The 18,466-nt window shown below is 66.1% G+C and carries 20 protein-coding genes; 14 read left to right on the top strand and 6 right to left on the bottom strand.

Translation table 11 applies throughout. From position 1 onward, the window contains the following. Positions 1 to 9 precede the first annotated feature (9 nt). Both GSQ76_RS21480 and GSQ76_RS21475 read right to left on the bottom strand, forming a co-directional pair. Positions 10 to 915, bottom strand: coding sequence for an aspartyl protease family protein (locus tag GSQ76_RS21480; protein ID WP_158746139.1), 906 nt, complete (start codon positions 913 to 915; stop codon positions 10 to 12). Between the two features lie 59 nt (positions 916 to 974). Further along, positions 975 to 2,201, bottom strand: coding sequence for a porin (locus GSQ76_RS21475; RefSeq protein ID WP_216851198.1), 1,227 nt, complete (start codon positions 2,199 to 2,201; stop codon positions 975 to 977). A 416-nt stretch (positions 2,202 to 2,617) separates the two neighbouring features. Between GSQ76_RS21475 and GSQ76_RS21470 the strand changes: the two genes are divergently transcribed. The 6 genes from GSQ76_RS21470 to GSQ76_RS21445 all read left to right on the top strand — a co-directional run bounded on the left by GSQ76_RS21470 (position 2,618) and on the right by GSQ76_RS21445 (position 9,464). Then, positions 2,618 to 2,956 carry a P-II family nitrogen regulator gene (locus GSQ76_RS21470; RefSeq protein WP_158746137.1) on the top strand — a complete coding sequence of 113 codons (339 nt, stop codon included), beginning with the start codon at positions 2,618 to 2,620 and terminating at the stop codon, positions 2,954 to 2,956. Between the two features lie 14 nt (positions 2,957 to 2,970). Beyond that, positions 2,971 to 4,392, top strand: a complete 1,422-nt coding sequence (locus GSQ76_RS21465) for an ammonium transporter (protein WP_158746136.1) — start codon at positions 2,971 to 2,973, stop codon at positions 4,390 to 4,392. Positions 4,393 to 4,512: 120 nt separating this feature from the next. After that, positions 4,513 to 7,014 carry a DNA translocase FtsK gene (locus GSQ76_RS21460; protein WP_158746135.1) on the top strand — a complete coding sequence of 834 codons (2,502 nt, stop codon included), beginning with the start codon at positions 4,513 to 4,515 and terminating at the stop codon, positions 7,012 to 7,014. 4 nt (positions 7,015 to 7,018) lie between these two features. Beyond that, positions 7,019 to 7,867, top strand: a complete 849-nt coding sequence (locus GSQ76_RS21455; protein ID WP_158746134.1) for a transglutaminase family protein — start codon at positions 7,019 to 7,021, stop codon at positions 7,865 to 7,867. Positions 7,868 to 7,871: 4 nt separating this feature from the next. After that, positions 7,872 to 9,044, top strand: coding sequence for a multidrug effflux MFS transporter (locus GSQ76_RS21450; protein ID WP_158746133.1), 1,173 nt, complete (start codon positions 7,872 to 7,874; stop codon positions 9,042 to 9,044). A gap of 21 nt (positions 9,045 to 9,065) precedes the next feature. Further along, entirely contained in the window at positions 9,066 to 9,464 is a 399-nt protein-coding gene (locus GSQ76_RS21445; RefSeq protein WP_158746132.1) for a DoxX family protein, read from the top strand. Here GSQ76_RS21445 and GSQ76_RS21440 read toward each other — a convergent pair. From GSQ76_RS21440 to GSQ76_RS21430, 3 genes are read right to left on the bottom strand one after another with little or no spacing between them, the layout of a single operon-like run. After that, entirely contained in the window at positions 9,461 to 10,192 is a 732-nt protein-coding gene (locus tag GSQ76_RS21440; RefSeq protein ID WP_158746131.1) for an RNA methyltransferase, read from the bottom strand. The two genes, GSQ76_RS21445 and GSQ76_RS21440, sit on opposite strands and share 4 nt — an antisense overlap. Next, entirely contained in the window at positions 10,192 to 10,830 is a 639-nt protein-coding gene (locus GSQ76_RS21435) for a uracil-DNA glycosylase (protein WP_158746186.1), read from the bottom strand. The genes GSQ76_RS21440 and GSQ76_RS21435 overlap by 1 nt, the downstream gene beginning before the upstream one ends. Before the next feature lie 5 nt (positions 10,831 to 10,835). Next, entirely contained in the window at positions 10,836 to 11,423 is a 588-nt protein-coding gene (locus tag GSQ76_RS21430) for an NYN domain-containing protein (protein WP_158746130.1), read from the bottom strand. Between the two features lie 101 nt (positions 11,424 to 11,524). On the opposite strand from GSQ76_RS21430, the gene folK reads away from it, so the two are divergent. From folK to GSQ76_RS21405, 5 genes are read left to right on the top strand one after another with little or no spacing between them, the layout of a single operon-like run. Further along, positions 11,525 to 12,052, top strand: a complete 528-nt coding sequence (gene folK, locus GSQ76_RS21425; RefSeq protein ID WP_158746129.1) for a 2-amino-4-hydroxy-6-hydroxymethyldihydropteridine diphosphokinase — start codon at positions 11,525 to 11,527, stop codon at positions 12,050 to 12,052. Positions 12,053 to 12,089: 37 nt separating this feature from the next. Continuing rightward, positions 12,090 to 12,488, top strand: a complete 399-nt coding sequence (rpoZ, locus tag GSQ76_RS21420) for a DNA-directed RNA polymerase subunit omega (protein ID WP_158746128.1) — start codon at positions 12,090 to 12,092, stop codon at positions 12,486 to 12,488. Between the two features lie 24 nt (positions 12,489 to 12,512). Further along, a complete protein-coding gene (locus GSQ76_RS21415) occupies positions 12,513 to 14,786 on the top strand; it encodes a bifunctional (p)ppGpp synthetase/guanosine-3',5'-bis(diphosphate) 3'-pyrophosphohydrolase (protein WP_158746127.1) in 2,274 nt (757 codons plus the stop codon). Continuing rightward, complete coding sequence (gene acpS / locus GSQ76_RS21410; protein ID WP_158746126.1) at positions 14,783 to 15,187, top strand: holo-ACP synthase; 405 nt, start codon at positions 14,783 to 14,785, stop codon at positions 15,185 to 15,187. Before GSQ76_RS21415 ends, acpS begins: the two co-directional genes overlap by 4 nt. Next, positions 15,184 to 15,771: a methyltransferase domain-containing protein gene (locus GSQ76_RS21405; RefSeq protein ID WP_158746125.1), complete on the top strand. Its 588-nt coding sequence runs from the start codon at positions 15,184 to 15,186 to the stop codon at positions 15,769 to 15,771. The genes acpS and GSQ76_RS21405 overlap by 4 nt, the downstream gene beginning before the upstream one ends. A gap of 4 nt (positions 15,772 to 15,775) precedes the next feature. Here the strand turns inward: GSQ76_RS21405 and GSQ76_RS21400 are convergent, their stop codons facing one another. After that, positions 15,776 to 16,021 carry a hypothetical protein gene (locus tag GSQ76_RS21400; RefSeq protein ID WP_158746124.1) on the bottom strand — a complete coding sequence of 82 codons (246 nt, stop codon included), beginning with the start codon at positions 16,019 to 16,021 and terminating at the stop codon, positions 15,776 to 15,778. A gap of 133 nt (positions 16,022 to 16,154) precedes the next feature. Here GSQ76_RS21400 and lepB point away from each other — a divergent pair, with 133 nt between their 5' ends. Genes lepB through era form a run of 3 tightly spaced genes read left to right on the top strand, consistent with a single transcriptional unit; the run spans position 16,155 to position 18,459 of the window. Next, the gene (lepB, locus tag GSQ76_RS21395; RefSeq protein ID WP_158746123.1) at positions 16,155 to 16,901 is read left to right on the top strand and encodes a signal peptidase I; all 747 of its coding nucleotides are present in this window, start codon (positions 16,155 to 16,157) and stop codon (positions 16,899 to 16,901) included. After that, positions 16,898 to 17,569 (top strand): ribonuclease III, encoded by a 672-nt coding sequence (gene rnc, locus GSQ76_RS21390; RefSeq protein WP_254070549.1) that lies wholly within the window; start codon positions 16,898 to 16,900, stop codon positions 17,567 to 17,569. The genes lepB and rnc overlap by 4 nt, the downstream gene beginning before the upstream one ends. Further along, entirely contained in the window at positions 17,557 to 18,459 is a 903-nt protein-coding gene (gene era, locus GSQ76_RS21385) for a GTPase Era (protein WP_408837041.1), read from the top strand. The genes rnc and era overlap by 13 nt, the downstream gene beginning before the upstream one ends. The last annotated feature ends 7 nt before the right edge of the window (positions 18,460 to 18,466 follow it).

Raw genomic sequence — 18,466 nt, 5'->3', positions numbered from 1 at the left:
CCGCGACGGCTATCGCGCGCTAGTCGCACCCACGAATACCTGGTCGGTCGCCCAGGAGATCCACACATGCCGGGCAACCACCCAATCCGCTCCCAATAGCGCACCGATACTGCGCAGCGTGCGAATGGGCGCGATGACCAGATCCGCCGGCTCCGGTCGCAAGCCGCCGATCTGGACAGCTGGAAAATGCTGTGTCCGCGCCGCCAGGCTGCCCTTGCCGAAACCGCGCACCATATCGGCTCCGCCGGAGGCCAGCCCCAACGCCAGCATGCCCGGCAGGGTGATGACGGTGCTCCCGGCGCCACTATCCAACTCCGCCTGGATCGCCGTGCTGCCGACGCGCATCGGCAGTGCGAGCACATTGCGCACCGGTCGCCACGCGGGGATGGCGCCGTATGGGCCCGTCCACGGCAGGAACCGCCCGCGACAGCCGGACACGTCATAGAGCTTCAGCACGCCGCCAGCGACGTCCAAATCCAGGTCGAAGGCCGACAGAAAATCCTGCCCCAGCAGCCCGGCGATGGACCGACCACCCACGGAATCCGGCACCGGCCCAATGACCACGGAGGTATCGGCCGCCACCGTACGCCGCTTCAGCGCGATGCCGCCAAACGACAGGGATGTGGGCCTGCCCAGCCGCTGCTGGTCGCGACCGCCAGCACCCTGGATATCGGTGCTGACCCATTCATCCCGCGCGATGTGCAATCGCTCGGCGGCCGCGGTGCCGACCGCGGTACGCTCCGCCCCCGTGTCCAGCACGAAATCCACCGTGCTGCCATTGAGCGTAACCGGCACCAGCAGGACGCCCCCCGCCTGCGTCACCGCGACACTTGCCCGCAGGTCGACCCGGCATGGCGCCGCCGCCATCAGCAGCCAGGGGGCGCAGGCGCAGAAAACAGCGAGCGAGACACGCATCGTGGCGGCCCCCTTTTCGTGAGCCGCCAGTTTGCCGTGCCGGGCGTGACCCGCCTAGCCTAGAAGCCGAGGATCACGTCCGCTGAGATCGTAAAAACGCCCTTGTCATTCCCGTCGCCATAGGGCTTCGACCCCGAGAGCGAGCGGTCGTAGCGAAGTTCCGGCCGTACCATGAGGTTGTTGATCGGCGCCGGGATCCCCGCCGGCTTGTAGGTGACCCCCGCCGTCAGAGCGGAATAGGTGGTTGGGCGCACCGCCGTGTAGAAATTGGCCGGGGAATAGCCACGCTCGAAGTTTACGAAGTCCAGATTATTGACTGGCGTGCTGACAAAGAAATTCGAATTGTCCCGCCAGATTTCGGCCCGGCCGTTCAAGGTCAACGTATCGGTCAGCGCGTAGGAGATATATTGCGCCGCACCATAGCCCTCGGCGCGGAAACCATCATCCTTGATGTAGTTGAGCTCGGTTGTGAAGCTTAGCGCATCCGTTGCCTTATAGGTGATGGTGACGTCGTTGTAGTACCGCATGGCGGAATTTGCGAAGGGCGTGTTCCGCTTGGAATTCTCTGGCCCGATATGGGTCAGCGCCAGCAGGGTCAGCTTGCCATCCAACAGGTTTAGCCCGAACCCAGCGATGCCGCCGGGTCGGCGGTTGTCGTCGCCGTCGAAAATCGTGACGTTGGTGCCGGTGTCGATGCCGAGATACAGGTCCAGCACGCTCGTCACGTGCGCCGTGCTCAACAAGCCGAGATGCTTATAGGGTAGGCCATAGTTGAAGATGTAGGAGTGGGTGTAGAAAGGATTGGCCTTCGGGTCGATGACTTCGAACCCAAGCGGCGTTGGATACAGGCCGCCCTTGAAGTCGATACCACCTTCGAATAGCCACGGCGTATGTGCGGTGACGTTTGCCTCGACGATGTCCAACTGATTACGGTCGTGGATCGCGTGGTCGAACAAGCCCAGTGAGTGGATAATCCGAGCGTCGGAACCATACATGCCCTGCAGCTTGAAGCCGAAATCGTAGGACGTCGCCTTAGGATCGATGTCCCGTTCGAGCGTGAGCATCAGTTGGTTCAGGATCGGCCGGTTGGCCTTGTCGGTGAACAGCGCGCCGTAATTGGCGCCGTTATTCGGGTCCTGGGTGTTGCCGACGATCCCCGCCTCAACCTGGCCCCAAAACTTGATGCTGCTAGCCCAGTCGGAAAAGCTTGTCGGCGGAGCCCACGCCTTTTCTGTCGCTGGTGCGGGGGCAGTTGCCACGGGTTGGGCGGCGGCTTGTCCAGCCATAATACCAAGAAAGACAGTGCCACAGATCATCGTTAATGGTCCGCGGGCTGATTTGGCGGACAAGGGTGACCAGGTGGCTCGTTTCATGGTTTAGGCGCTTCCTTTCACTCGCACGCGAAGTAATGCAATCGGCTGCGTGGCATTTTGTAACCTTGGAGAACCGGGATACGTTATGCTGGCGGAATACTGCAACACTTGGCGCGGATATATCCTCCGAAACCTGCAGGGTGTGCCTAATCCGCAAACCTTTCGCGAGAAATTCGTTGCAATAGCCTATTTGTTGGGCATTCGCGGCGATTTCCGCTCGATTTGCGGCTTGGGACGCAGCAGAATGTTCTGGCATGGTTCTTGACGGACCGAAATGAAGCGCGTTCTGTCGAGCAGAGAAGATTTTGGGAGTGCTGGGAGGTGAAGACATGAAGCTCATTATGGCGATCATCAAACCCTTCAAGCTGGACGACGTGCGCGAGGCGCTCACGCCGCTCGGGGTGCAGGGTTTGACCGTGTCCGAGGTCAAAGGCTTCGGCCGGCAAAAGGGCCAGACCGAAATCTACCGCGGGGCGGAATACCACGTGAATTTCCTGCCCAAGGTGAAGATCGAGGTCGCAGTCGCCTCCGATCTGGCCGAGCAGGTGGTCGAGGCGATCATGAAGGCTGGACAGACGGGCAAGATCGGCGACGGCAAGATCTTCGTTCTGGACCTGGAACGCGCGGTGCGAATCCGCACCGGCGAGGTGGATGCCGAGGCACTATGAAGGATTCTACGATAATGAAGCGTCTGCTCGCCCCAGCCCTCGCACCAGCTACCGGGCTGTCCATCCTCCTCCTCGCGGGGGCCGCCTTCGCCCAAACCGCCGCACCCGGCACGGCCACCGCCCCGGCGGCGGCGGCCGTGGCGGCCGAGGCCGCCAAGATCGACACCGGCGACACCGCCTGGATGCTCACCAGCACCGCGCTGGTGCTGATGATGACGGTGCCCGGCCTGGCGCTGTTCTACGCCGGCATGGTGCGCAAGAAGAACGTGCTGGCCACGCTGATGCAGTCCTTCGCCGTGTGCTGCCTCATCACCATCGTCTGGATGGTCGCCGGCTACAGCCTGACCTTCACCAACGGCACCGGCGCCACTGCACCCTATATCGGTGACCTGTCGCGGCTGTTCCTGGGCGGCATCGCCGACCACATCACCAAGGGCGGCGACGTGCCCTTCACGATGGGCGTGGGCTCGGGCAACGAGACGGCGATGACCATCCCCGAGACGGTCTTCATGATGTATCAGATGACCTTCGCCATCATCACCCCCGCCCTGATCGCCGGCGCCTTCGCGGACCGGATGAAGTTCAGCGCGATGTGCGTCTTCATGGTGTTCTGGTCGCTGCTGGTCTACTGCCCGATCGCGCACATGGTGTGGTCGCCGACCGGGATCGTGGGTGTCACGATCGGTGCAATCGACTTCGCGGGCGGCACGGTGGTGCACATCAACGCCGGCGTGGCCGGCCTGGTCTGCGCGATCGTGTTGGGCAAGCGGGTGGGCTACGGGCACGACAACATGTCCCCGTTCAACCTGACCTACGCGCTGATCGGGGCCTCGCTGCTATGGGTCGGCTGGTTCGGGTTCAACGCCGGGTCGGCGGTGGGTGCGAACGGGCGTGCCGGCATGGCGATGGCGGTGACGCAGATCGCGACGGCGGCGGCGGCCTTGGGCTGGATGTTTGCGGAGTGGGTGACCAAGGGCAAGCCGTCGGTGCTGGGGATCATCTCCGGCGCGGTGGCGGGCCTGGTGGCGATCACCCCGGCCAGCGGCTTCGTGCTGCCTGGCCCGGGTCTGATCATCGGCCTGGTGGCGGGCGTGGTGTGCTTCTGGTCGGCGACCGGGCTGAAGCACATGCTGGGCTACGACGACAGCCTGGACACCTGGGGCGTCCACGGCATTGGCGGCATCGTCGGCGCGCTGCTGACGGGCGTATTCGCCTACGGTCCGCTCTCGGCCACGGACGCCAATGCGGCCGGCGTGGTCGGCGGGATGGAACAGTTGATCAAGCAGGCCGAGGCCGTGGTCGTGACCCTGGTCTGGAGCGGCGTGATCTCGTTCATCCTGCTGAAGATCATCGACGCCACCATCGGCCTGCGCGTCACCCGCGACCAGGAAATGGAGGGGCTGGACATCGTCCTGCACGGCGAATCCATCGGGTAAGCGCGGCAGATCCGCAACGCAAAGGGGTGCGGCCGAAAGGTCGCACCCCTTTTTGCATTCTGGATGCGCGAGTTCCCGGCTATAGCTGCGATCTCGGATGAACTAGAGGCACCGTCACGCATGTCCGCTGCTGTCCCGGCACGCCGCCTTGCTTCCCCTGCCATTCGCACGCTGATCAGCCGGCGCCTGTCCGAATTGGGCGGGATCGTTCTAGGCCTGGGCGGCGTCGCGCTGCTGGTGGCGCTGGCCTGCTACAACCCGCTCGACCCATCGATGAACACCGCGACGTCCCGTCCGCCGACCAACCTGGCCGGGCCAGCGGGCGCGATGGCGGCAGATCTGCTGCTGCAAAGCCTGGGTGTCGCCGCGGTGCTGCCCGGCGTGGTGGCGTTGGCCTGGGCCTGGCGCATAGCCTCGCATCGCGGGCTCGGCAGTTTCGCCGCCCGGTTGGCCAGCACGCTCGCGGCGCTGCCGGTGCTGGCCGCACTGGCCGCCGCCCTGCCCACCCAGGCGGCCTGGCCGTCCGACGCCGGGCCGGGTGGTGCGATCGGGCGGGTGATCGCGCAGTCGGTGACGTCCTATGCGCACGGCCTGCTCGGCCCGCTTGGCGTCATGATCGCCCTGGCGGTCGGCGGCGTACTGGGCGTCGTGCTGTTCTGGGCCGCTTTGGGCTTATCCGCCGGGGAATGGCGGGCGGCCGGGCGCGTGGCGGGCGGCTCGCTCGCGCGCGGGCACAAGGTTGGACGCGGCGCCGTCGGGCTTCTCCCGCTGCTGATGGCGCCACTTCGCCTGCTCCGCCGGCGCGAGCCGGAGCCACTGCGCCCGCTGGAACCGATGCTGCGCGCCGCCTCTCGCCCCGCACCCGCGCGCCGTGCCAACCCGCCGCCGATGGGCGAGCCCCAAAGGGAGTTCCAGGGGGAGAGACAGGAGGAGGCGGAGCGACACGACGAGCACGAGGCCGAGCAAGTCGAGGAGGAGGAGACCACCCTCCCCCGGACTCAAATGGCCGTCGCGGCCCCGGCCCCCCGCACCCGCATCAGCCTGCCGACCCGCAAGACGGCGCCCACGCATCAGCCGAGCCTGCCGCTGCCGGAGGCCGCACCCGGCAACTGGCGCATGCCGCCGCTGTCGTTGCTGAAGGCGGCGCCCGTCCGCGCCAACACCGGCCCCAGCGAAGAGGCGTTACAGGCCAACGCCCGGCTGCTGGAATCGGTGCTGGACGAGTACGGCGTGCAGGGCACCATCCGGGAAATCCGCCCCGGTCCGGTGGTCACGCTGTACGAGCTGGAGCCAGCGCCGGGCATCCGCTCTGCCCGGGTGATCGGGCTGGCGGACGACGTGGCGCGGTCCATGTCCGTCACCGCGGTGCGCATCGCCACCGTGCCCGGCCGCAACGTCATCGGCATCGAGGTGCCGAACGCCAAGCGGGAGACGGTGTACCTCTCCGAACTGCTCGGCTCCGACGCGTGGGAAAAACATCCCGGGCGGTTGGCGCTGGCGCTGGGCAAGGATATCGGTGGCGAGCCGATCCTGGCCGACCTGGCGCGGATGCCGCATTTGCTGGTGGCCGGGACCACCGGCTCGGGCAAGTCCGTCGGGATCAACGCGATGATCCTGAGCCTGCTCTATCGCCTGAGCCCCGATCAGTGCCGGCTGATCCTGATCGACCCGAAGATGCTCGAATTGTCGGTCTATGACGGCATTCCCCACTTGATGGCCCCCGTCGTGACCGAGCCGGCCAAGGCGGTGACGGCGCTGAAATGGACCGTGCGCGAGATGGAACGGCGCTATCGGGCGATGAGCCAGCTCGGCGTGCGCAATGTCGGCGGCTATAACGAGCGGGTCGAGGAAGCGAGCGCCCGCGGCGAGGTCGTGACCCGGCGCGTGCAGACCGGGTTCGATGCAGAGACGGGCAAGCCGATCTTCGAGGAGCATCCGCTGGCGCTGGAGAAGCTGCCCTTCCTGGTGGTGGTGATCGACGAAATGGCGGACCTGATGATGGTCGCCGGCAAGGAGATCGAGGCCGCGGTGCAGCGCCTGGCCCAGATGGCCCGGGCCGCCGGCATCCACGTGGTGATGGCAACGCAGCGCCCGTCGGTCGACGTGATCACCGGCACGATCAAGGCGAACTTCCCGACCCGGATTTCCTTCACCGTGATCAGCAAATTCGACAGCCGCACCATCCTGGGTGAGCAGGGGTCGGAGCAACTGCTGGGCCAGGGCGACATGTTGTACATGCAGGGTGGCGGGCGCATCGGCCGCGTGCACGGCCCGTTCGTCAGCGACCGGGAGGTGGAGGACGTCGTTGCCTTCCTGCGTGCCCAGGGCGAGCCATCCTATCTGGACGAAGTGACCGAGGCGCCGGACGAGGACGAAGGCGGCAGCGCCATGAGCGGCATCGCCGGCGGCAGCGACGGGGAGAAGTCGCTGTTCGACCAGGCCGTGGCGGTGGTGGCGCGCGAGGGCAAGGCGAGTACGTCGTTCATCCAGCGCCATTTGTCCATCGGTTACAATCGCGCGGCCAAGCTGATAGAGCAGATGGAGAAAGAGGGGATCATCAGCCCCGCGAACCACGTCGGCAAACGCGAGATCCTGGTGCGCCGAACCCACGACGAGGACTGATCCTATGGACTTCACCATCGGCTGCACGCTGCGCTACCAGGTGGAGGCCCCAACCCCCTTCGTCTTCAACCTGGAGGCCGCGCGCCTGCCCCGGCAGCGCATCGTGTCCGAAACGCTGACCACCAGCCCCGATCTGGGCCAGCCGGACCGGTTCGATGCGCCCGAAAGCGGCAACCGCTTCATCCGCTACGTCGTGCCGGCCGGGGAATTCCAGATCGACTACCGGGCACAGATCGCGCTGGACCCGTTGATGTTGGACCCGACGGGCGTGACCGAGATCCCCGGCGGCTCCCTGCCGATGGAGGTTCTGACCTATCTGAACGCCAGCCGCTATTGCCAGTCCGACCGGTTGAACCGGTTCGCCAACCGGCAATTCGGCGGCGGCGGCCCCACCGGCCACCAGCGGGTGACGGCAATCTGCAACTGGATCCGCGACAACGTCGATTACCAGGCCGGCACCTCCGACGCGCTGACCAGCGCGTACGACACGCTGGGCGACCGCGCCGGCGTGTGCCGCGATTTTGCGCACCTGGCGATCACGCTATGCCGCGCCGTGGGCATTCCCGCGCGCTACATCAGCGCCTACGCCTGGCAGCTTTCCCCGCCGGACTTCCACGCCGTGTTCGAAGCTTTCTTGCATGGGCCCGGCGGCGGCGCCTGGTATCTGTTCGACCCGACGCGCATGGCGGCGCTGGACGGGCTGGTGCGTATCGGTGCCGGGCGGGATGCGGCCGACGTCGCCTTCTGCTCGATCTACGGTGGCGCGCAGGCGCAGCCGCCCTCCGTCTGGATCAACGGGCCGACCCCCAACCCGATCCGCACTACGCAAGCGGTTAGCACGCAAGCACCTTAGTCCGATGAAATCCACGTCCCGGTTGCTGCCCCCGCTGCTCGGGTTTCTGACAGCGGTGGGTCCGCTGTCGACCGACATGTACCTCCCGGCGTTCCCCGCGATCGAGGCGAGCTACGGCGCGCCGGAGGGCACGGCGCAGATCACCCTGGCCAGCTGGTTCGCCGGCCTGGCGGTGGGGCAGATCACTCAGGGCACGCTGTCCGACCGCTTCGGGCGGCGCGCGCCGCTAATCGCCGGGCTGGTGATCTACACCCTAGCCTCCGCCGGCTGCGCCCTGGCGCCGAGCCTGACGGCGCTCACCATCCTGCGAGCGATCGGCGCGTTTGGCGGCTCGGCTAGCCTGGTATTACCGCGCGCCATGGTGCGTGACTTGGCGGATGGCCATGCAGCGGCGCGGCTGATGTCGCAACTGATGCTGGTGATGGGGGTGGCCCCGATCCTGGCGCCCACGCTGGGTGGATTCCTACTGGCGGTGGCGAATTGGCAGGTGATCTTCTGGTTCGCCACGGTGCATGGCGCCATCTCCCTCCTGATCGTCATCTTCGTGCTGCCAGAAACGCTGCCGGCGGAGCGTCGGGTCAAGCTGGGGCTGGTCGGCCTGGTCTCCCGCTACGGCACCATCCTGCGGGAGCGGACGTTCTTCCTGTACATGTCGATCGGCGCTTGCGTCATGTTCAGCATGTTCGCCTATCTCAGCGGCTCGCCGCCGGTCTACATCCAGTTGTTCGACCTGTCGCCGCCGGTATACGGCATGCTGTTCGGCATCTGTGCCGCCGGCTACATCCTGGGCGCGCAGATCAATCCGTTCTTCCTCAGGCGGTTCGGGGCCAGCCGGGTATTGCGGGTGGCGGTACGGCTGTTCCTGGCATCCACCATCGCGCTGGTAATCTGCGCCTTTGCCGGACCGTTCGGCGTGCTCAGCGTGTTTGTGCCGATCTTCCTGGGCATGTGCACGCTGGGCTTCATCCAGCCCAACACCGCGGTCGGCGCGCTCTCGCCGCACCCGACCCGGGCCGGCAGCGCGTCGGCCCTCATGGGCACGATCCAGTTCATCCTTGCCGCGATCAGCGGGTCGCTGATGGGCGTGCTGGCCGACGGCACGGCGGGCCCCATGGCGCTGGCGATGCTGCTGGGCGCGGTTTGCGCCACCGTGATCGACCTGTACCGGCGTTCCTAACCGAAACGAGGCTTTGTGCGCATGTCCGACATCTTGGCTCTCATTGGCCGTATCCTGCTCAGTGTCCTGTTCGTGTGGGGTGGCTGGGGCAAGCTGATGACGGCCGCCGCCACGCAGGCCTACATCGCCAAATCCGGCCTGCCGATGCCGGAGGCCGCCTACGCGCTCGCCGTGTTCATCGAACTGGGGGTGGGACTGGCGCTCGTGCTCGGCTTGTTCACCCGGCTATCCGGGCTGGTCTTGGCCGTGTGGTGCATCGTGACCGCGATCCAATTCCACTCCAACTTCGCCGACCTGAACATGGAAATCCATTTTCTCAAGAACGTCGGTATCGCCGGCGGCATGGTGTACGTCGTGGCATTCGGCGGCGGCGCCTTCAGCCTGGATGCGCTGATCGCCCGGCGCCGCGTCGGCGTCTAGCCCGGCTGTGCCATCGGGTCGGTCAGGTTGGCCAGCAGCACGGCGGCGGCCTGGGCGACGTTCAGGCTCTGCACCTTGCCCGGCCCCAGAATGCGCACCCGGCGGCGGCAGGTTTCCAGCGTGTCCCAGGAAACACCCCGCTCCTCATTGCCCAGCACCAGGGCGATCGGGCGATCCCGCGGGAGCGTTTGCAGCGGCATCGCGTCCGGCGTGAAGGCGGTCGCGACGGTGCGGTAATGCGGCTCCAGCGCCAGCAGCGCCTTGCGGATGTTACGGGTCTTGTGCAGTTCCAGATACTCCAGCCCGCCCTCTGCCGTGCGATACGCAGCGTCGGACGGCATGGCCTGCCCTGGAATTTCATGAAACAGCAGCCCGCCGGCGCCGAAGAACGCCGCGCTGCGGGCGATGGCGCCAAGGTTATGCGGATTGCTGACGCCGTCCAGGATTACCAGCAGTTGCATGCGCGGCGGCCGGACGAAGTCGATGATGCCGACATAGCGCGTCTCGGCGATGGCAACGACGCCGCCATGGTGGATCGACCCGGCGGTCTTGGCGATGTCCGCCTCGTCCAGCAGGCGATATGGCCGGCGCTTCGCGGCCAGCGCAGCGCAGAACGGCCCGACCTTCTCCTTCATGTCCTCGGTGTAGAACAGGCGCTTCACCGCCTCCGGCCGTTTGGCAAACACTGCGGCAACCGCGTTGGCGCCACAGATGCGGTCTTCCTCCATCAGGCGGCGCCGAGGCGTTGCCGGGTTTCGGCGATGACGGACTGGAACATCGGCTCGGTCAGGCGTCCGGTGTTCGTGTTGTAGCGGGACACATGATAGCTGTTGGCCAGCACCAGGCCATTCGCCAGAGCATGAAACTCACCATGGCGAAACTTATGCAGCGCCTGGCGGATGCCCATGGACCGCAGCACAGCGGCATGGGCCAGCAATCCCAGCACCAACACGATCTTCAGCCGTGGCATCGCGGCCAATTCGGCGGTGAGGAACTGATTGCAGGTCTTCACCTCCGCCGGGACAGGCAGATTGGCCGGCGGCACGCAGCGCACGGCGTTGACGATGCGGGTGTCCTGCAACACCAGCCCATCCGCCGGGTCGGCCGCGTATTGCCCGGTGGCGAATCCATACCGCAACAGCGTCTGGTAGAGCAGGATCCCGGCATGGTCGCCGGTGAACGGCCGGCCGGTGCGGTTGGCCCCTCGCACCCCGGGCGCCATGCCAACGACCAGAAACTGCGCATCCGTCTGGCCGAAGCTCGGCACGGGCGCGTTGAACCACTCCGGATGCTCGGCCCGGTTGGCAACACGGTATTCGACCAGGCGCGGGCAAAGCGGGCAATCGAGCGAGGGGCTGGCCGGCATCGTGCTCAAGCGTCGGTCGGCTCGACATAGTCGCTGGACCGGGCGGGGCGTGCCCGCGGCTCGGTCTGGCGGCGGGTGAAGCCGGTGGCGATGTCGGCGAGTTCGATGAAATGGTCGGCCTGGCGACGCAATTCGTCCCCCACCATGGGCGGGCTGCTGCGCACGGTGGAGATGACGGACACGCGCACCCCCATGCGCTGCACGGCCTCCACCAGCCGGCGAAAATCGCTGTCGCCGCTGAACAGGACAGCGTGGTCCAGCTTCGGTGCTAGCTCCATCATGTCCACCGCGAGTTCGACATCCATGTTGCCTTTGACCCGGCGACGACCCGCAGCATCGGTAAATTCGCGGGCCGGCTTTGTGATTAGCGCATAGCCGTTATAGGCCAACCAATCGGTCAGCGGCTTCAATGGCGAGTATTCCTCGGTTTCCAAAATTGCAGAATAATAATAGGCCCGGATCACGTTTGTTTTTGCGCGAAAGAATTCGAGCATGTTCCGGTAATCGACGTCAAAACCAAGATTTCTAGAAGCGGAATAGAGGTTCGCGCCATCGATAAAAAGAGCAGTGCGATCATTCGGCAGAAAAAGCACGAGTTCATATTCCTTAAGCGACTGCGCTGAGACAGGGGCGCGATACCATGGGCGAAATTCAACCATAAGACGTGCTCACCTGTGCAGAAAGGCCGAACCCGATGATACTGGTTGCACTAGGCGCCAACCTGCCAACGCAATCGGGCATTGCACCGCTGGAGACCTGCCGCCGGGCCGCTGCCGCCCTGGATGGTTTGGTGGGTCTTCGCTGCGTCGCCCTCTCCCGCTGGTTCGCGACCCAGCCGATGCCGCCATCCGGCCAGCCGCCCTATATCAATGGTGTCGCACGGCTGGAGGGGATGGTTGACCCGGCGGTCTTGCTCGCGGCGCTCCAGGCAGTGGAACTGGCGCATGGTCGCCAGCGCAGCACCCCGAACGCGGCCCGAACCCTGGACCTGGACATCATCGCCATGGGCGACCTGGTGCGCACCGCCCCGGATCCAACAATCCCGCACCCCCGCATGCACGAGCGGGCGTTCGTGCTGGCTCCCCTGCTGGACGTGGCACCGAACTGGCGCCATCCGGTCTTGAATCAGTCCGCGCGTGCCCTGCTGGACGCGCTGGAGGACCAGGGCGCACGACCGCTGACGTCTTCGCACTTGCGAGACGACGGCCCGAAGACTATCTAGGTGTGTCCAACCCCATTTGTACTTTGGAGACTGCCCGATGGCACGCGTCACTGTCGAGGATTGCGTCCAGCGCGTTCCCAACCGTTTCGAGCTGGTTCTGTTCGCTGCCCAGCGCGCGCGCAACCTCAGCCGTGGTGAAGAATTGACGGTCGATCGCGACGACGACAAGAACCCGGTCGTAGCCCTGCGCGAGATCGCCGAGGAGACGATCGGCCTGCAGAAGCTGGAGCAGGATCTGATCAAGTCGCTCTCCCGCGCGCCGGAGCCGGAGCCTGCGGACGAAGAGGTGCTCGACCTTATCCCGACCGACCAGAACATCTTCGGGCTGCAGGACGTGTCGGCCGAGGAGGAGGCGCAGAGCCTTCCCGTCGAAGATATGTCGCCCGAGGATCTGGAGGCGGCGATCGAGGCCGAACTCGGCGGCCGCCGCCGCTGACCGCGGACTGGACCACAGGGGTGCATGGACAAGCATAGGGCATACCACCCCGCGCCTAGCCAGACTGTCCATGCACCGGACGGGTTAGAGACTGCACGACCGCAAGCTGCAGGGCCACAAACTGCACGCTCGCAGGCGAAGATCATCCGTCAGTTCGAACTGACGGAACGGGTCCTCTCATACGACCCCAAGGCCGATACCAGCCTGATCGACGCCGCCTACGTCATGGCCATGCAGGCGCATGGCGACCAGCGGCGCGACAATGGCGACCCCTACATCACCCATCCGGTCGCGGTCGCCGATATCCTGGCCGGGTATAGGCTGGACACCGGCAGCATCATCACCGCCCTGCTGCACGACACGGTGGAGGATACCGGGGTCAAGCTCGCCGACATCGAGGCACGGTTCGGCAAGCCGATCGCCGGGCTGGTGGATGGCGTCACCAAACTCACCAAGCTGGAACTGAAGACCGGGCGCGACAAGCAGGCGGAGAATTTCCGCAAGCTGGTGCTGGCGATGAGCCAGGACATCCGCGTGCTGCTGGTCAAGCTGGCGGACCGGCTGCACAACATGCGCACGCTGCACTTCGTCACCTCGACCGAGCGGCGGCAGCGCATCGCGCGTGAGACGATGGAGATCTACGCCCCGCTCGCCGAACGCATCGGCATGGACGCGGTCAAGACCGAACTTCAGAACCTCGCCTTCGCCCAGTTGGAGAAGGAGGCATTCGACACCATCCAGGCCCGGCTGAACTTCCTGCGCGGCCAGGGCGCCGACATCATCGAGGAAGTGCGCACCGAACTCGCCCGGCTGTGCCATGCGGCTGGTGTGGAGGCAGTGGACGTGAGCGGGCGGGAGAAGAGCCCGTTCTCCATCTGGGAGAAGATGCAGCGGCGCAATATCGCGTTCGAACAGTTGTCCGACATCATGGCCTTCCGCGTCGTCGTACCGACACGGGCAGATTGCTACATCGCGCTGGGCGCGGTGCACGCGAACTACCCGGTCATCCCCGGGCGGTTCAAGGACTACATCTCGACCCCGAAATCCAACGGCTACCAAAGCCTGCATACCGGCGTGACGCTGCCGCATCCGCGCAACCAGAAGATCGAGGTGCAGATCCGCACCGCCGATATGCAGCGTGTGGCCGATAACGGCGTCGCCGCCCATTGGGGCTACAAACAGGGCGTCGGCAGCCCGGCGGACGCGCAGGATTTCCCCTGGGTCCGTGACCTGCTGGAAATTCTGGACAACTCCACCACGGGCGAGGACTTCCTCGAAAACACCAAGCTGGAGCTATACCAGGACAAGGTGTTCTGCTTCACGCCGAAGGGGCAGCTGATCCAGTTGCCGCGTGGCGCGACCCCGATCGACTTCGCCTACGCCGTGCATAGCCAGGTGGGCGATACCTGCGTCGGCGCCAAGGTGAATGGCCGCCTGCTGCCGCTGCGGACCGAACTGCAGAACGGCGACCAGGTGGAGATCATGACCGCGCGCGGCGGCTCCCCCTCCCCAGCGTGGGAGCGGTTTGCCGTCACTGGCAAGGCGCGGGCGCGCATCCGGCGCTACATCGCCCTGCAGCAGCGCCAGCAGCACGTGGATGCCGGGCGGGCGGCGCTGGCCAAGGCGTTCCGGCAGGATGGCGTGGACGGGTCGGAAAAGGTGCTGGAAGCGGCGCTGAAGACGCTGAAGGCCGCCTCGCTGGACGATCTGTACGTCGCGGTCGGCAACGGCAATACCGGGCCGAAGGACGTGGTCCACGCCGCCTATCCGGAGTTGCGGCAGGCGCCGCGGGCGCCGCGGATGATCCCGCATATGCCCAGCCGGGCGCCCAGCCGTCCGGCCGGGGGCAGCATGGCCATCACCGGCCTGCTGCCGAGCATGGTGGTGAACTATGCCGGGTGCTGCCATCCGCTGCCGGGCGACCCGATCGTCGGCATCGTCACCACGGGCAAGGGCGTCACGGTGCACGCCAAGGGCTGCCAAACGCTGGAAAGCTTCGCCGCCACGCCGGAACGGTTCATCGACATCGGCTGGGAGGGCGACGGACTGGCCGGCGGCGTCCATACCGGCCGGATCAGCGTCATCGCCGCCAACGAACCCAGTGTGCTGGCCAATCTCACCAACGCGATCTCCAAGCACGACGGGGCGGTCACCAACCTGAAGATCGTGAACCGCCAGCAGGATTTCTTCGAGATCCTGATCGACGTGGAGGTCCGGGATTTGCGGCACCTGTCGACAGTCATCGCCGGGTTGCGGGCCGCCAACGGGATCACTCAGGTCGAACGGGCGCGGGCATGATCATCGGCGTCGGCTCCGACCTGTGCGACATCCGGCGGATCGAACGGGTGATGCACCGCTTCGGCGACCGGTTCCTGCACCGCGTCTTCACCGAGGCGGAGCGGGCCCGCGCGGCGCGGCGGCACGTGCGCATCCAGCCCGGCACCTACGCCAAGCGGTTCGCCGCCAAGGAGGCCTGTGCCAAGGCGCTGGGCACCGGGTTTCGCCGCGGCGTGTTCCACTCCGACATGGGGGTGGTCAACCTGCCCAGCGGCCAGCCGACGCTGAAGCTGACCGGCGGGGCACTCGCCAGGCTGCGGGAAATCACGCCCAACGGCCAGGTCGCGACGATCCATCTGACCCTCACCGACGAACATCCCTATGCCTTCGCCCAGGTGACGATCTCCGGCGACCCGGCATGAGCGGGAAGACGTTCGCCCTGGACTGGGAGGCCCGGTTCAAGGCCGAACGCACGCCGTGGGAACGCCCGTCGCTGCATCCGGCCTTCACCACCTGGCGCGCCAGCGGGGCGTTGGCGCCATGCCGTATCATGCTGCCGGGTGCCGGCCGCAGTGCCGAGCCGCGGGCCCTGGCCCAGGACGGTTTCGACGTGACCATCGTTGACGCCGCGGCGACCGCCGTTGCCGTGCAGCAGGCGCGGTTCCAGTCCTTCAGCCTGCCCGGCCGGATCGAAGCGGCGGATCTGCTGGAATGGACAGCCGATGCGCCGTTCGACGCGGTATACGACCAGACCTGCCTGTGCGCCCTGCCACCACCGGTTTGGCCCAGCTATGTTGCGCAATTACACCGCTGGCTGCGACCGGGTGGCCGGTTGTTCCTGCTGCTCATGCAGACCGGCAAACCGGATGGGCCGCCCTTCGACTGCCCGCCCGACGAGATGCGCACGCTGTTTGGCGCGGCCTGGCAATGGCCGGACACGCTAATTGCCGCGGTGCCGCACTGGGACGGCAAGGAAGAAATCCCGGTGGTGCTGACCCGGCTGTAGCGCCCTACTTCGTGGGGTGGCGATGCACCGGACGGCGCACCTTGCTGCGGGCCAGGGCGCGGCGACGCTCGGCCATGGTGCCCAGCCCGTTATTCAGCGGCTTCGGCGTGCCATCGAAATTGAACAGATGCTGCGGCGGCGGGTTGTTCACGCTGCCAAGCTGCGCGTGCGCCGTCACGGTGGCGGCGAGCCCAAAAACAAGCGTGGTCCCACACAGCAGCAGGCGCAGGCAGAGCGGTTGGAGACGCATGGGATTATTCCTGAATCGATTCGCCCGGCCTTCATGCCCGTCTACGCAGCGCTGTCAATCGCGGCAGCTTCCTTGACAGACCCCCGCCCCATCGGCTTCATCCGTCCGCATTTCACCGGACCGCCGCACCTTCATGGCTAAAGCGAAATCGGGCGGCTGGCTCGATAACATCAAGACTATCGTGTACGCCGGGCTCATCGCCGTCGTCATCCGCACCGTCGCGTTCGAGCCGTTCAACATTCCGTCCGGATCGATGATCCCGACGCTGCTGGTGGGCGACTATCTGTTCGTGTCGAAGTTCAGCTACGGCTACTCGCGGTATTCGATGCCGTTCTCGCCGAACCTGTTCTCCGGCCGGATCTTCGGCAGCCTGCCGAAGCGTGGCGACGTGGCCGTGTTCAAGAACATGCACGACGACTACGCCGACTACATCAAGCGCATCGTCGGCCTGCCGGGCGACCATATTCAGGTCAAGGCGGGCGTGCTGTACGTGAATGGCCAGCCGGCCCCGCGGCGCCCGATGGGCGATATCCTGGCAACGGACGAAAACGGCGCCTCCATCGCGGAGAAGCAGTATACGGAGACGTTGCCCGGCAACGTGTCGCATCTGATCGCGAAAATGGGCGATGACGGGTTCCAGAATAACACGCAGGAATTCGTGGTGCCCGAGGGAAATCTGTTCGCCATGGGCGACAACCGCGACAACAGCCTGGACAGCCGGTTCATGGATGGCCGCGGCGTCGGCTTCCTGCCGGTTGAGAACCTCGTCGGCCGGGCCGAATTCATCTTCTTCTCCATCGACGCATCCGCGCCATGGTGGCAGATATGGGAATGGCCGCTCGAAATCCGCTGGAGCCGCATTCTGACCGGCATTCGGTGATCGACACTGCGTTCGGTCATCGGTTTCGCCGCCCCGAACTGCTGCGTGAGGCACTGACACACCGCTCCGCCGTCCCCCGCAACCCCAGCCGTGCGGCGAAGATACGATCTAACGAGCGGCTGGAATTCGTCGGCGACCGTGTACTGGGCCTGCTGGTCGCCGAATGGCTGGCCGAGCGTTTCCCGGATGAGGCGGAGGGGCTGCTGGCCCGGCGCCACGCCGATCTGGTGGCCGAGCCGCAATTGGCTGCCATTGGCGCGCGGCTTGGCGTGTCCGACATGCTGATCGTCGCCCCCAACGAAGCCCGCGCCGGCGTCGGCCGCGGCGCCGCCGTGGTCGCGGACGCGGTGGAGGCTGTGTTGGGCGCAGTCTACCAGGATGGCGGACTGGAGGCAGCACGGCTCATGGTGCGCACCGCCTGGGGCGAGGCGGTGGACGCACAGGAAAACCCGCCGAAGCACCCCAAGTCGGACCTGAAGGAATGGCTGGAGGCACGGGGCGTGGCGCTGCCGCAATTCATGGAGATGTCGCGCACCGGCCCGGCACATGCCTTTGAATTCACGGTGACGGTCACCGCCATGGGGCGAACCGGGACGGGCGTCGCCAGCACGAAGCAAATGGCTGAGCGCGACGCGGCGGCAGATTTATTGAGGCAATTGCAAACATGACCACGAGATGCGGGTTCGCCGCCCTGGTCGGCGCGCCGAATGCCGGAAAATCCACCCTGCTGAACCGGATGACCGGCGCAAAACTGTCCATCGTCAGCCCCAAGGCGCAGACGACGCGGTTTCGCGTCTTGGGCATCCTGATGCGGGCGGAGACGCAGATCCTGCTGGTGGACACGCCGGGCATTTTCACGCCGAAGCGCAAGCTGGACCGGGCGATGGTGAACGCCGCCTGGACCGGTGCGGAGGAGGCGGACGTCACCCTGTTGCTGGTGGATGCCAAGGCCGGCGCGCGCGAGTCGGTGCGCGACATCGCCGTCCGCCTGGCGCAACGCGGCGGCCGTACCTGGCTGGTGCTGAACAAGGTCGACCTGGTCGAGCCGCAGGCGCTGCTGCCGCTGATCGCGACGCTGAACGACCTGGCGACGTTCGAAGAGACGTTCATGGTCAGCGCCGCCACCGGCGACGGGGCGGACGTGCTGATGGACCGCCTGGCCGAAACCATGCCTGCCAGTCCATACCTGTATCCGCCCGACGATCTGACCGATCTGCCGGACCGCCTGCTGGCCGCCGAGTTGGTGCGCGAGCAGGTGTTCCTGCAGACGCACGAGGAAGTGCCCTACGCCACCACGGTCGAGACCGAGAGCTATACCGAGCGCAAGGATGGCTCCGTCCGGATCGACGTGACGGTGTATGTGACCCGGCCGGGCCACAAGGCGATCCTGATCGGCGGCCGCGGCGCGCGGGTGAAGGAAATCGGCGCCCAGGCTCGCAAGCAGCTTTCCTCCCTGCTGGAGCGTCCGGTGCACCTGTTCCTGAACGTGAAGGAACGCGCTGGCTGGGACGAGGAAGGCGCAAGGCTGCGCGCCATCGGCCTGGAAGACCCCGGCTAACGAGCCG

Source organism: Acidisphaera sp. L21 (assembly GCF_009765685.1).
Lineage (GTDB): Bacteria > Pseudomonadota > Alphaproteobacteria > Acetobacterales > Acetobacteraceae > LMUY01.
This window is presented reverse-complemented; position numbering and strand designations above follow the sequence as displayed.